This window comes from Dermacoccus sp. SAI-028 (assembly GCF_004346775.1).
In the GTDB taxonomy this organism is placed as follows: Bacteria; Actinomycetota; Actinomycetes; order Actinomycetales; family Dermatophilaceae; genus Dermacoccus; species Dermacoccus nishinomiyaensis.
In genome coordinates this window covers 1,197,844-1,211,428 of record NZ_SMFS01000001.1, presented here as the reverse complement: position 1 = coordinate 1,211,428, position 13,585 = coordinate 1,197,844, and the positions used below count along the sequence as shown (strand labels likewise).

12 protein-coding genes, 1 pseudogene, 1 riboswitch and 1 other annotated feature are annotated in these 13,585 nt (G+C 67.7%); of the genes and pseudogenes, 1 reads left to right on the top strand and 12 read right to left on the bottom strand.

What is annotated here, in order from left to right; translation table 11 throughout:
• Positions 1-2: 2 nt before the first annotated feature.
• Entirely contained in the window at positions 3-1,403 is a 1,401-nt protein-coding gene (locus EDC82_RS05575; RefSeq protein WP_131942001.1) for an IS30 family transposase, read from the bottom strand.
• Between the two features lie 77 nt (positions 1,404-1,480).
• Positions 1,481-2,086 (bottom strand): annotated as a pseudogene (locus EDC82_RS05570) (IS3 family transposase); the annotation flags it as partial.
• Positions 2,087-2,139: 53 nt separating this feature from the next.
• On the opposite strand from EDC82_RS05570, the gene EDC82_RS05565 reads away from it, so the two are divergent.
• A protein-coding gene (locus EDC82_RS05565) for an IS3 family transposase (RefSeq protein WP_235006127.1) occupies positions 2,140-3,389 on the top strand; the annotation gives its coding sequence in 2 pieces (ribosomal slippage) (positions 2,140-2,419 and positions 2,419-3,389; 1,251 coding nt in all).
• Positions 2,418-2,546, top strand: a sequence feature (AL1L pseudoknot). (Overlaps the previous gene by 129 nt.)
• Positions 3,390-3,441: 52 nt before the next feature.
• On the opposite strand, the gene EDC82_RS05560 is transcribed toward EDC82_RS05565, so the two are convergent.
• From EDC82_RS05560 to EDC82_RS05515, 10 genes are all read right to left on the bottom strand, one after another.
• Entirely contained in the window at positions 3,442-3,765 is a 324-nt protein-coding gene (locus tag EDC82_RS05560) for a transposase (RefSeq protein WP_062257854.1), read from the bottom strand.
• Between the two features lie 106 nt (positions 3,766-3,871).
• Complete coding sequence (locus tag EDC82_RS05555; RefSeq protein WP_131940820.1) at positions 3,872-4,462, bottom strand: hypothetical protein; 591 nt, start codon at positions 4,460-4,462, stop codon at positions 3,872-3,874.
• A gap of 736 nt (positions 4,463-5,198) precedes the next feature.
• On the bottom strand, positions 5,199-5,762 hold the full coding sequence (locus tag EDC82_RS05550) for a hypothetical protein (protein WP_131940818.1): 564 nt from the start codon (positions 5,760-5,762) through the stop codon (positions 5,199-5,201).
• 5 nt (positions 5,763-5,767) lie between these two features.
• Complete coding sequence (locus EDC82_RS05545; RefSeq protein ID WP_082740962.1) at positions 5,768-6,691, bottom strand: tyrosine-type recombinase/integrase; 924 nt, start codon at positions 6,689-6,691, stop codon at positions 5,768-5,770.
• A 113-nt stretch (positions 6,692-6,804) separates the two neighbouring features.
• Positions 6,805-8,466 carry an RNA polymerase sigma factor gene (locus EDC82_RS05540; RefSeq protein ID WP_369815087.1) on the bottom strand — a complete coding sequence of 554 codons (1,662 nt, stop codon included), beginning with the start codon at positions 8,464-8,466 and terminating at the stop codon, positions 6,805-6,807.
• Positions 8,467-8,760: 294 nt separating this feature from the next.
• Complete coding sequence (locus EDC82_RS05535; protein ID WP_006946612.1) at positions 8,761-9,123, bottom strand: universal stress protein; 363 nt, start codon at positions 9,121-9,123, stop codon at positions 8,761-8,763.
• Positions 9,124-9,192: 69 nt separating this feature from the next.
• The gene (locus EDC82_RS05530) at positions 9,193-10,365 is read right to left on the bottom strand and encodes a homoserine O-acetyltransferase (RefSeq protein WP_082740961.1); all 1,173 of its coding nucleotides are present in this window, start codon (positions 10,363-10,365) and stop codon (positions 9,193-9,195) included.
• A gap of 34 nt (positions 10,366-10,399) precedes the next feature.
• Positions 10,400-10,508: riboswitch (SAM riboswitch) on the bottom strand.
• Positions 10,509-10,597: 89 nt separating this feature from the next.
• On the bottom strand, positions 10,598-11,536 hold the full coding sequence (locus tag EDC82_RS05525; RefSeq protein WP_131940816.1) for a hypothetical protein: 939 nt from the start codon (positions 11,534-11,536) through the stop codon (positions 10,598-10,600).
• A 271-nt stretch (positions 11,537-11,807) separates the two neighbouring features.
• On the bottom strand, positions 11,808-12,494 hold the full coding sequence (locus EDC82_RS05520; RefSeq protein ID WP_062258704.1) for an EcsC family protein: 687 nt from the start codon (positions 12,492-12,494) through the stop codon (positions 11,808-11,810).
• A gap of 127 nt (positions 12,495-12,621) precedes the next feature.
• The gene (locus EDC82_RS05515; RefSeq protein WP_062258718.1) at positions 12,622-13,551 is read right to left on the bottom strand and encodes a PAC2 family protein; all 930 of its coding nucleotides are present in this window, start codon (positions 13,549-13,551) and stop codon (positions 12,622-12,624) included.
• Positions 13,552-13,585: the final 34 nt, after the last annotated feature.

Here is a 13,585-nt window from a genome sequence, read left to right as displayed (position 1 = left end):
ATTCAACTGGTCGTTGCAACACCGGCTTCTTGGAGAGACTTTAGCTGCTCGTTCAGTGCCTCGGCAGGTGTCTTCCACCCTAGGCTCTTGCGTGGACGAGTGTTCAGCGTGTGCGCCACGGCGTTGATCTCGTGTGCCGACCAGCGTGACAGGTCAGTGCCCTTGGGGAAGTACTGACGAAGCAGGCCGTTCGTGTTCTCGTTGGTGCCGCGCTGCCACGGTGAGTGCGGATCGGCGAAGAACACCGGGATGCCTGTCTCGACACGAAACGCTGTGTGCGCGGACATTTCCTTGCCGCGGTCCCACGTCAGTGAACGCCTCAACTCCACCGGCAGACGTGTCATCGTCGTCGACAACGCGTTCTTCATCGTGATCGCGCCGTACCCGGCCAGGGCCGGCCCATTTTTCACTGATTCCTTGTGCCGATAGCCTTCCTCGCGGGGCAGGTGAACGAGCATCGTGTAGCGGGTGGTGCGCTCCACGAGCGTGCCGATCGCGGAGCGTTCCAGCCCGATGATCAAGTCGCCCTCCCAATGGCCCGGCACTGCACGGTCGTCGGCTTCAGCAGGCCGTTCACTGATGAGCGCTTCGGGCGTGACGTGCGCCCACGTCGTGCGCTGCGCGCGCGCCCGCGGGGCGCGCAGCGCACGCCCGGTGCGCAGGCACAAGATGAGTTCACGTCTCAACGCTCCTCGGCCTTGGATGTAGAGGGATTGATAGATCGCCTCGTGGCTGATGCGCATGGACTCATCATCGGGCAAATCGAGAGGCAGGCGCCTACTGATCTGCTCCGGGCTCCACGCGCGCACCCACGCCCGGTCCTTGCGGCGTGGCTTGTTACGGCCCGTCCATTTCTCTACCGGCGGCCCGGCCACGACGTTTCCGTTCTCGTCGACGATGTGGCCGCTGAGTCGTTGCTCAACGTACTCGCGCAACCGCGGGTTCGCCACGAGCTTGGCTTCCTTCGGCCGCCGCGCTGCCATGTCGGCCTTCCACTGCGCGACCGACGCGCGATAGTCACGCGTGCGGCCCCGTGTCGCGGCGTTTCGGCGTAGCTCGCGCGAGATCGTTCCTGGGTCGCGGCCGATCGTGCGAGCGATGTGGCGCACCCCATGGCCTTTCGCGACAAGAATCGCGATCTCTTCACGCTCGGTGAAGCTGAGGTAACGCCCTGACGGCGTCGGCGGCATGAACGGGCGCATCCCACCATGCTGGCGGTACCAGCGCGTCGCGACCGCAGGGGCCACGCCGATGACACGAGCCGCTTCCTCTGCCAGCAATCCCAGCGCTATCTGATCCCAGAACGCTGACTCGACATCCCGGCGGTACTTCGGATGCCCCGGCGACCGCAGCTTCGGTCTGATCGCCCGATCCGCTTGCCACTGTCGACGCGCACCCGCCAGCGCCGCTGATTCCTCTGGATCTCGTCCCACCACACACCCTCACGATCAGGGTGTTGCGACAACCAGTTGAATCCGCCCTGGACTCCGCGGTCGCTGTGGTGCACGAGCCGCCCGCCCTGACGCGCCGCCGGGGTCGTGGTGATCGCCTGCTGCAACGCGATCAGCGGCAATGCCTGCGTCGTCAGCGATGACGCGACCGACCAGCCCACGATCTTCCTTGTGCACGCATCGGTGATGAACGCCGTGTACGCGAACCCACCGACGGTGCGCACGTACGTGATGTCCGCAACCCACAGCTCGTTCGGCGCCATCGCGTGGAAGTCACGCTCGACCAGGTCCGGGCGGTGATCGGGCAGCTTCGATCCAACGGTCGTGAACGGGCGACGCCCGCGCCGAACACCGTGCAGCCCAGCGACTTTCATGAGCCGGGCGGTCTGATCACGCCCGATCATCCAGCCCCGGCGGCGCATCGCGTGCCACATCTTGCGGTGGCCGTACACGCCGTAATTCTGGGCGTGAAGGCGTTTCACTTCCTCCACGAGGACATCGTCGCGGATCGCTCGCGCGCAGCGCGGGCGCGTCTTCGCGGCCCGGTAGCCGCGGGAGGTGGGGGCACCTCCCGCTTGCGGGGGAATGAACCCACAGTCCGTCGCGCGCAGAACGCGACAGATGGACTCGACCCCGTGAATCGCCCCGGGTTCGGTGGAGGCTGTCATTCAACGCGAGGATGGACAGCATGGCAGCACCACGGAAGTACCCGGCAGAGCTTCAAGAGCGCGCGACACGTCTCGCGATCAAAGCTCGCCAAGATCCGGAACGGCGACGAGGAGCAGTACGCAGGGTGGCCGAGCAGCTCGGTGTGAATCCCGAGACCCTGCGCAACTGGGTGAGTCAGGCAGAAGTCGATGCCGGCACCCGCCCCGGTGTGACGACGAGCGAGCACGAACGCCTGCTCGAACTCGAGCGGGAGAACCGCGAGCTACGGCGCGCGAACGCCATCCTGCGATCGGCGTCGGCTTTCTTCGCGGCGGAGCTCGACCGCCCACATCACTGATCGTGGAGTTCATCGACGATCGCAAGCATGAGTTCGGTGTCGAGCCGATCTGTCGCACCCTCACCGAGGCTGGGGTCAAGATCGCACCGAGCACGTACTACGCCGCGAAGACGCGCCCGCCGTCGCCGCGAGCGGTTCGCGACGTAGAAATGGCGGCGCAGATTCGCCGGGTTCACAAGGACAACTACGGCGTGTACGGCGCCCGCAAGGTCCATGCTGAACTCGTGCGTGAAGGCATCACCGTGGCGCGTTGCACCGTGGAACGTCTCATGCGTGCTGCGGGCCTGCGCGGCGTCAGTCGCGCGAAGGGACCCCGCACCACGATTCCTGGGCGTGGCCCGGATGATCGTCCGGACTTGGTCGAGCGGGACTTCACCGCGTCGGCGCCGAACGAGTTGTGGGTCGCGGACATCACGTACTGCCGAACATTCACTGGATGGGCTTACGCCGCGTTCGTCATCGACGTCTACTCGCGCCGTGTCGTGGGCTGGCAGGTGTCGAAATCGCTGCGCACCGACCTGGCGTTGGACGCCCTGGACATGGGGTTGTGGATCCGTCAACGTGACGGGCAGGACGTGACGGGGCTGAGGCACCACAGCGACAGGGGCGTTCAGTATGTCGCGGTTCGCTACACGCAGCGTCTTGGTGAGGCCGGTGCGGTCGCGTCCGTCGGATCGACGGGCGATTCGTATGACAACGCCCTGGCGGAGGCGTTCAACTCGTTGTTCAAGGCTGAACTCGTGCGTAACCGTGGCCCGTGGAAGAACATCGACGAGTTGGAGATCGCGATCGCGGAGTACGTCGACTGGTTCAACCACAAGCGCTTGCACGGCGAGATCGGGCTCGTCCCGCCGGTCGAGTTCGAGCAGGCTTACTACGATCAGCAGCACACCGTTGCGGCGCCCGCCGAAACGGCATTACTCAGCCTCTAACAAACCCGGGGCGATTCACCGAACTGACCCTTGTGTTCGTCGATGAACCGGATCATCTCGTCGTGGGGCGGTCGAGTTCCGCTGCGAAAAAAGCCGATGCTTTCTTCAAGATCTCGTTCGCGCGCCGTGTCTCTGCAAGTTCGCGGCGAAGGCGCCGGTTCTCTTCCTCGAGCGACTCACGCGGCGCTGCCGCGCCCGCCATGGCTAGTTGTTCGCCGACACGGGGCATCCAGTTACGGATGGTCGCCGGCGCGATGCCGAGCGAGGCTCCGACAGCGTCCATCGCGACCCGCTGTGAGCATGCTTCGGCGGCGCGCTTGTCGAGCACCATCCTGACGGCGTGCTCACGCAAGTCCTGGTCGTACTTCTTGGGCATGGTCCGATTCTCCTTCAGGTGGGTCGGAACCAAACCCAGGGCGCTTCAGGGGTTTCTGGGCAGGGTTCCAGCAAAGGCAACTTCCCTGCCCGTAGGGCTCCGAGCCTTAACGCCCCTCGCCGCTCACCTTCACCCGCCCTTGATACCGGGCCAGCACCTCTCCCAGCGGCAACCCAAGCTGCTCGGCCGCCGAACTCCACGTGCCACCCTCGACGAGGTGATCCTCGAGCAGTGCCAGCGTGCGGGCGTCCACCTGAGCGGCGAGCCATGCCGCGCGAGCGAGCGGCCGCGGGGTCATGGTGGACGAGGTGACGGTCTCCACCCAATCGAGAATGCTCTCGGTCTGTTCCTGGCGGCACCGCTCAAGCGACTTGCCGGGCACCTTCGCGGGCTCGAACTCCACGGCCACGGGCGCGACGGCCTGCACTTCCGGGGCCGCGCTACGACGGCGGTGCGCCCTCTGCCGGCACGCGGGCGAGCAGTAGCGGCGATCCGAGCGGCCCGCGACAACTGCTCCGCAACCGTCACACTCGCGCGTTACGGCTTCCGAACTGGTCTCCCGGTACGAGGCCGTTCGGCATGCGCTCGAGCACGCGACGACCTTGCGGCGACCGTCGGGGCGCACGATGGTCGGGCGGCCACAGCCGGCGCACGGCGCGGGCGTTTCTTCTCGCCACCATGATTCGACGTGCGCCATGCCCGTGACGTAGGCGAGGGCGGTGCGATCCGCAGGTTTCGCCACGCACTCGAGGCATACAGCTTCCCGCGCCGTCCACCCCCGTTCGTGGCGGTTGCGACGGTGGTGGACGTCGACGGCGACCACGGGGCCGTCGATGGGCTGCTCGCACACTGCACACGGCGTATAAGTGTTCACAGTCGTTACTCTATTCGTAACGGATAGCGTGCACTGCTTGAAACGACGAAACGCCCGCCACCTCGAGGTGAGGTGGCGGGCGTTCATCGAGCCCAGTGAACTGCTAGCCCGTCTTAGATGCTTGGAACCCATCGCTGAACACCCCGCGACTGAACCCATGCCCCGCCGGTTAAAGCAGCCCCAGGGGAAGCACTCATTCGATTCGTGTCTATACACGTGCTGCAGAAACCGCGAACCGATCGCTTCGAAGCTACTCGCGTGCAGGAACCACGGACACACGACATACGAACAGGGGTAACAGCCTTATTGCCCGCCATCGGGCACGACCTCTCATAGAAGAAGGCTCCATCTTCCCACGCCGGAACCCGCCATCACGACACGCCCGCCACCTCGAAAGGTGACGGGCGTTCATCGTGGGGCTATGCACCCCTCGGGCTCTTGGATCGTTCGACCCGCAGGGGAAAGACAGATTCCCGTGTACGGGTTCCGGTGTTCTCAGGCGTGCGACGGGTGCGGACAGCCGCGCCGGCCATTCGTCGCGTAGTCACATGGCGGACACTCAGGCCCATGCACCACCGTGCGGTCGACGTCGCAATGCCCCAGCGTCCACGATGACGCGAGAGGTCGCCCGCAGCGCCAGCACGCGAACTGCCCCCCGCCTGCACCGGACCCATGGCGTAATCACGGGATCCTCTCCTACCCGCACGATGGTCCGCAGGTCGAACGGCGTCTGCCCACGCAGCCACCGCCCTCCGGTGCTCGGTAGACCGCGGGACCATTCATCGAGGCGCCGCGCCCAGTCGACGAGAGCGGCGTCGTCGAGTGGGTCGTCACCCAGTCCCACTCCGAGGTAGGCCTCGTGTTGCCAGGGCGTCAGCTTCAGTTGATCGCGGGGCGCCCACTTGATCGTGCTGTGCACGACGAAGCGCGAGGTGTCCAGCCGCACTGCGGTGCCCAGCTTGGGCAGGCCACCCTTGTGCCGTTCGTCGCAGCGGATCACGATTTCGTTGAGGTAGCCCTGCCGCTTCCCCTGCGCTCGGATCACTGCCAAAGCGGCATCGATCTCAGGCATGAGGCGCTTACGACGCCCCACCAGTTCGCGAATGGATTCCGCGTCGAGCATTTCCGTCACAGTTCCCCCAGGTTCAATCGTTTGGCTTCTTCGGGAGCGCGGGCCGCAGCTTGGGCGCGCGTGTAGCGCATGAGCATGTCGGGCCGCGTCCATCCAGCGACGGCCATGAGCCCGCCCTCACTGCCGCCGGCTGCGAGCCAGCGGTGCGCGGCGGTGTGGCGAAGGCGGTGAGGGTGGAACCCCTCGATGCCGGCCGCGTCCGCACGAAGACGCAACGTCTTGTGCAGCGCATCGTACGAGAACCCCTTGCTTCGATCCCCGAGCCACAACTCGGGCCGTGAAGCGAGAGCGTGCCCCCGGCGAAGGCGCATGTAACGGTCGATTGCCTGCCCTGTCTGCGGGCCGAACGGGACGACGCGCCCCTTGCCGCCCTTGCCGCGGCGAATGACGAGCGTCTGCTCCCTCAGATCGACGTCATCGACATGGATCGCGACCACCTCGCCCGCGCGCGCGCCGGTTTCGATCATCAAGCGCAGGATTGCCTCGTCCCGGCGGGCTCGCAGCTTTCGGGCGGCGGTTGCTTCGCCCGGAACACGACAGGCGCGAAGCAGCGCCTTGAGTTGGTCGGCGGTGAGCGGCTCGATGACTTTCTGGTCGAGCTTCGGCGCCTTGACGCCGATGAATGGATCTGCGCTGAGCTCGTCCTCCTCGGCGAGCCATGAGGTGAACCTGCGCACCCCGAGTTGGCGAGCACGGACGGTCGCAGCCTCGCGCCCCGTCTCGCCCAGGTGCACGCAGAAGGCGCGCAAGGTCGCCCGGCTCAGCGGGTCGGCCTTGCGCGCCTCAGCGAACGCGACGTACTGCTTGACGCCCTCGGTGTAGGACTTGATCGTCTGCGCCGAGCGTCTGTCGGCCTTGAGCGCAAGCTCCCAAGAGATCAGCAACTCACGCAGTTCGGGCACGCTAAACTCTCCGGGCATGCCTCCAGTCTGAGCGATACCCCGACTAGGAACGCTGTGCACCCTTAGAGTTCACGACGTAAGGCGAAAAAGCGCCGGAACGACGCGGATTTCTGCCTCGCTACCCGTCTGGCTCAGTCCAGGTAGTCGCGCAACACCTGCGAGCGCGACGGGTGACGCAACTTGCTCATCGTCTTGCTCTCGATCTGACGGATGCGCTCACGCGTCACGCCGTAGACCTTGCCGATCTCGTCGAGCGTCTTCGGCTGGCCGTCGGTGAGGCCGAAGCGCATCGAGACGACGCCCGCCTCGCGCTCGGACAGCGTGTCGAGCACCGAGTGCAGCTGCTCCTGCAGCAGCGTGAAGCTGACGGCGTCCGCCGGGACGACGGCCTCGGAATCCTCGATGAGGTCACCGAACTCGCTGTCGCCGTCCTCACCGAGGGGCGTGTGCAGCGAGATGGGCTCACGGCCGTACTTCTGGACCTCGATGACCTTCTCGGGGGTCATGTCGAGCTCCTTGGCCAGCTCCTCCGGCGTGGGCTCGCGGCCCAGGTCCTGAAGCATCTGACGCTGCACGCGAGCCAGCTTGTTGATGACCTCGACCATGTGCACCGGGATGCGGATGGTGCGCGCCTGGTCGGCCATGGCACGCGTGATGGCCTGACGGATCCACCACGTCGCGTACGTCGAGAACTTGTAGCCCTTGGTGTAGTCGAACTTCTCGACCGCGCGGATGAGGCCGAGGTTGCCCTCCTGGATGAGGTCGAGGAAGAGCATGCCGCGACCCGTGTAACGCTTGGCCAGCGACACGACGAGACGCAGGTTGGCCTCGAGGAGGTGGTTCTTCGCGTTCTTGCCGTCCGAGGCGATCCACCACAGCTCGCGCTTGAGCTTCATGTCCATCTTGACGCCCGACTCGAGCTTCTGCTCGGCGAACAGGCCGGCCTCGATGCGCTTCGCGAGCTCGACCTCCTGCTCGGCGTTGAGCAGGGCGACCTTGCCGATCTGCTTGAGGTAGTCCTTGACCGGGTCGGCCGTCGCACCCGCCGTCACGACCTGCTGGGCCGGCGCGTCATCCTCGTCACCCGGACGCAGGACGAAGCCGCCCTTCTCGTCTTCGGCCTCGCCGGCGGGCTTCTTCGCCTCGTCGACCTCCTCGGCGCCTGCCTCGACGTCCGTCACGACGACGTCGTCGATCTCGACGTCCTCGGCGACGACCTCGTCCGGCTCGTCAGCGGCCGACTTCTTGGCGGTGGTCTTCTTCGCGGTCGTCGACTTGGCCGCGGTGGCCTTCTTCGCCGTCGCCTTCTTGGCGGTGGTCTTCTTGGCGGCCGCCTTCTTCGCGGGGGCCTCACTCGCCTCGTCGGCGGTGACGATCTCGTCGAGCTCGACGTCGGTCTCCGCCTCTACGGCCTTCTTCGCCGCCGTCTTCTTGACGGCAGCCTTCTTCGCGGTCGTCGTCTTGGCCGCGGTGGTCTTCTTCGCGGCAGCGGTCTTCGTCGCGGTCTTCTTGGCAGTCGACTTCTTCGCCGCGCTCTTGCGCCCGGTCGTCGTGGCGACGGCCTGGGCCGCGTGAACCTCGTCGAGCACGATCTCGATGCCCTCGGCCCCCAGCGCCTTCAGCACCGCCTTCTGCTTGGCCATGGAGATCTTCGCTTCTTCGAGGGCGGTCTTCAGCACCACGCTGTCGACCGTGCCGCTCGCGCGCCCCTGCTCGAACAGAGCAATGACCGCGGGATGGTCGATGTCCGCGGGAAGCGCGGGGGTCTGAGCCGTTTCGGACACTGAGGTCACCAACTACCTTCCGAGAGTGCACAACGCATCGGGCAGGCGCAATCGCGCGCCGAGCGCTTCGTACGAGGGAAGAGACGAACCACGGGGGCGGGATCCGACGAGAGCCGGTTGCTCGAGACTCACCTGAGCTCGCCTGGCACCGTGGTGCCTGATTCGATCCCCCGCGTCGCTTCTTTCACCATTATAGAACTCTGGGTCGAGAACCGCAGAATCACGGGGTTCAACGCCCCTGCGTGCGCGGGTGTTCCCGACCTGACGCAAGCGCGTCAGGCCGGGGTTGGGAGCAGCGCGAGATCAGTGCGCTGTGGGCTTGACCGCGAGGACGGGGCACGGCGCGTCGAGCAGCAGTCGCTGAGCGCTCGAACCGAGGATCAGCTTGCCGACGGGCGTGCGGCGACGCAGCCCGATGACGAGCAGCGCCGGGTCGAGTTCGGCCACCTCGTCGAGGATCACCTCGACCGCGTCCTGGCCCTCCTCCACCTGCACGACGCGGCCGCCGACCGCGTCCGCACTCTCCTGCGCGGCAGCGCGCGCGTCGTCGCTCGGGACGGTCGAGACGAGTACGAGCGGGCGCCCCAGCACACTCGACTGACGCACGGCCTCGGCCACCGCGGCCTCACCCTCCGGGCCCGGAGCGAAACTGACGACGACGGACATGCGCAACCCCTGTTCTGCGACTGTGGCGATCGGCTCACACGCTACCCGAGGTGCCGCGAGCGCCCGCCGTCACGCCACGGGATGGACGCGGCCCGCCTCGGCCGTGAGCGGCCGAGCGATGACCTCGCGCACGAGCGCCGCGATCTGGTCGGCCTCGATGAGGAAACCGTCGTGACCGTGCGGCGAGTGGATGAGACGCAGCCGTCCGCGCCCGTGAGCCCGGACGATGTCGGCGGAGGCACTGACCGGGAACAGCCGATCGGAGTCGACCGCGGCGACGACGAGCTCACCCCCGAACACCCGAAGCGCAGGCTCGATGCCGCCGCGGCCGCGGCCGACGTCGTGCGTCGCCATCGCCTGCGTGAGCCGCACATAACTCATGGCGTCGAACCGCGCAACGAGTTTCGCGGCGTGGTGCTCGAGATAGCTCTCGACGGCGAACAGGCCGCCGTCGAGCGTGCGGTCCGCTCCCTGCGACTCGCGCCCGAACCGCTCCTGCAACTCGTGCGCGCTGCGGTAGGAGGTGTGCGCGATCTGGCGGGCGAGCCCGAGCCCCGACGTCGGGAAGACGCCCTGCTCGAGGTAGCCGCCACCCCGGAAATCCGGGTCAGCTTCGATTGCCCGCACCTGCGTGTGCCCCCACGCGATCTGGTCGGCGCCCGCCGCCGCGCAGCTCGCGACGACGAGGGCGCGCTGCACCCGATGCGGGAAGGTCGCCACCCACTCCGCGGCGCGCATCCCGCCGAAGGAGCCGCCGATGACAGTGTGGAAGCGCGCGATGCCGAGAGCGTCGGCGACCCGCGCCTCGGCGCGCGCCTGATCCCTGACGCTGACGTGTGGGAAGCGCCCGCCCCACACCCGGCCGTCTGGTGCGAGCGACATGGGGCCCGTGCTGCCGCGACAGCCGCCGAGCACGTTGATCGCCACGACGAACAGCTCGTCGGTGTCGAGGGGCGCGCCGGGGCCGATGAGACCAGGCCACCACCCCGCCGTCGGCTGCCCGGGGCCGACCGGCCCGACGACGTGCGAGTCTCCGGTCAGGGCGTGCTCGACGAGGACGGCGTTGCTCGCGTCGTCGTTCAGCTCGCCCCAGCACTCGTACGTCATGACGACGTCGGGCAGGGCGGCGCCGTTCTCCAGCGTCAGGGTGCCGATGTGGACGGCACGTGCGTGCGGGTTGAACCCGTCGTCGGTGAGGGGCGCCGCGGAGTCGGCCACGGCGAGGCGACGGTGCGAAACCATGACGTCCTCGATTCCGAGGTGGGTCGCAACCCACCTCTCGCGCTTGCCGCCCACGGGCGGCCCTGTCGTCACCCGGGGCACCCCGCCGCGAGGGAGGGTTGCCGCTCAGCAAGCCGGGGCTTGTGTCGCTGAAACTCTTGACCTGCGACACAGTAGGCGGCCCTGCCCGCGGCTTCCATCGCCCGCGCGGCGACGTCCACGATGTGGCGCGCTCCCACAACCGGCACGCTCGTCAGGCGACGGAACTCTGCCGAGCCTTCGTGTGGAGCGCACCGACGGCCTGCTCGTACGACAACCCCGTGCCTGTGATGTCGCGCAGCAGTTGCCCCAATGACGTCCGTCCGATGCGCAGCGACGCCGCGGCGCACGCACCGGCTCCTCGCAGGTCGCCTTCGCGCCAGGTCGCGGCGGCCTCGAGGGCCTTCCACGCGGCGCGGCCGTGGCGCGGCACGAGCGGCAGCCAAGTTCGCAGGCACGCGCTCGTCATCAGCGGGCCAGGCTCGCCGAGCGGCGTGCCCGGGCTCAGCAGACGGAACAGTTCGGGTGCGACGCACAGGAGGATCTCATCGCGCGTCGGGCCGTCGACGACAGCGTCGGCGAGCACCTGCAGGTCGGCGCTGCGGGAGCGTCGCCGGGTGCCCGACGCGGTGTCGGGGACGTCGCACAACCGTGCCCAGGCGGCTCGGACGTCGACGACGCTGGGAACGGGGCGCGCGGTGGCGGCCATGGCCTCGCCGCCGCGGCGGACGTCGCGAAGCTGCTCGCGGGTCTGCTCTGACAGGGACGGGATCTCGTGGATCGCGCCGTCACAGCAGCCGAGCTCGCATTCGATGGCCCACCAGTGCTCGTCGCTGGCACCGAGGACGTGGTGCAGCGGCACGCGGCGCTCGATGCGTTTCGCGAGGGCCGCGATGTCGACGCGGCCCGGCTCGCAGCGATAGGCGATGGCGATGGCGGCCTGCGCACCCATCGTCGCGCGCCGCTCAGCGACGACGTCGAGCATGTGCGCCGTCTCCCCGTCGCACGCATCGTCCGCCCAGCCGAGCACCCCCGCGAGCGCACCGTCACGTTCGAACAGGACGATGACGGCGCCCGCCCCCTCGGAGCCGACGAGATCGGGAAGGGCTGCCACCAGGGCGCTGAGGCCCTTGAGTCGTGTTGTTGTCTTCATGCCCCCAGCGAAACCCATGACGCCACCCGCGCGCTGACCACGAGCCACAAACCTGTGGACGAGGCATCCTGCGGGCCGCGAAACGGGCCGTAGCCGTCACACCTGTGGGTGAGTGGGCCGTTCGAGCAAGGCCAGGCGGGGGTTCGCGGCCCTCAGATCGTCGCCCGGAAGCCCGTTGATGCGCACGGACGACACATCGCCGAACCGGCCCGGACACGCCGAACGCCACCCGCCGAAGACGAGTGGCGTTCGGGGTGGAATCAGGGCGACGTCAGGCTGACGGCGGGATCTGCGCGACGAAGTCGCGACGCGCCGACTGGGCGATCTTGCGGATGAGGACGACATCGAGGCCGCCACCGATGAAGCCGCCCGCCACGGGGATGAGGCGCGGAATGCGCGTGAGGAAGCGACGCCCCACCTGCGAGCCGAGACGGAACGCAACGGACTTGTTCACGACGGCGAGCGCCGCCGGCGGCAGCTTGCGCGTGGCGACGTTCGTCGCGACGCCACCCGTCATCGGGCCGAGGCCCTTGAGGACCTGCGTCGCGTCCGCACCGATGAGGTCGAGCAGGATCGCCGAGCGCACGGCTGGGTCGTCGACGTCGTGACCGTTGATGGCGGCGATTGCCGCGACCATGCGCGTCGCGACGGTGTAGAAACCGATGACGTTCGCGGGCAGTGCCACGGGGAGCGTGACGAAACCGCCGAGGTTGGTGAGGAAGCCGTTCGCGCCCGCGAGCTTCGTGTGTGATGCGACGACGTCGTCCATCGCCGCTTCCTTGGAGCCCGCCTTCTTCATCGCCTCGTCGGCGACGGCGCGGGCCGACTTGAACGTCGCCACGCCCCCGATGCCCACCGAGATGAGGTGCTGCGCCAGGGTGTTGGCCGTCGAGTCGAGCATGCCCGACGGTTTCTCGGGGGCTGCAGGAGCCTTCTTGTCTTGACCGAATCCGAACATGAGGTGATCCTCCCAAGTTGGCGGGGGCCCGGCAAGCCACCGCAGGGGTGGCCGCAGCCAGGCGAGCGTTGCGAAGCCCGCGTGGCCGTCGGCTCAGACCGACGGCCGGCGAGAAGCGCTCGCGGGCTCACAACGAGCCCTTGGTGCCCGGATCCTCTCCCTCGGCGCGCAGGAACTGCTCCAGCTCGGCGCCGATCTCGTCTGCGCTCGGCAGGTCGTTCATCTCGGCGGCGAGGAGCGAGCGTCGACGACGACCCTCGGTGAAGGCGTCGTACTGCCGCTCGAGGCCCTCGACGACCTCGGTGACCTCGTCGTTCTCGCTGATCTGCTTGGCGATGTCGACGCGATGCAGCCCGGCGATCGCGGCGAGCTCCTGAGCGGGGATCGCCAGCCCCGTCAGCCCGCAGACGGCCTCGAGCGCGGCGAGCGCGGCGTCCGCGAACTCGACCTGCGTGAGGTAGTGCGGCACGTGGATCGCGAAACCTGCGGTGTCCATGCCCGCCTCGGCGAGCCGGATGTGCATGAGCCCTTCGGCACTCGAGGGAACCTGGACGTTGCCGAAGAGCGGCTCGTTCTCCGTCAGCAGACGCTGATCGGAGGCGAAACGCGTGAAACCGACCGGGCGCGTGTGCGGCACGGCCATCGGGATTCCGTGCGCGCTCACCATGAGCGAGACGCCGAGGTTCGCCGCGAGGATGCGGACGGCCTCGCTGACGCGCTCCCACTGGTAGTCGGGCTCGGGGCCGGCGAGCAGCAGGAACGGCGTGCCTTCGGCGTCGACGAGGCGGTACAGCACGAGAGCCGGGTCGTCGTACTCGCTGTAGCGGTCGCGATCGAACGTCATCATCGGGCGGCGACCGCGGTAGTCGAGCAACTGGTCAACGTCGAACGACGCGACGACCGTGTGCTCGAGCGTGCCCAGCATGTGCGCCGTCATCAACTTCTGCGTGTTGCCCGCGTCGATGAAACCGCCCAGCGAGACCACGAGGGTCGAGGCGCTCTGCTCGGCGAGCGGGGTGTCGGTCTCGATGCGGAACAGTTGCGTGGGATCAAGCACGTCGTACTCCTTCGTCAGGTGCTCACCGTTCAAC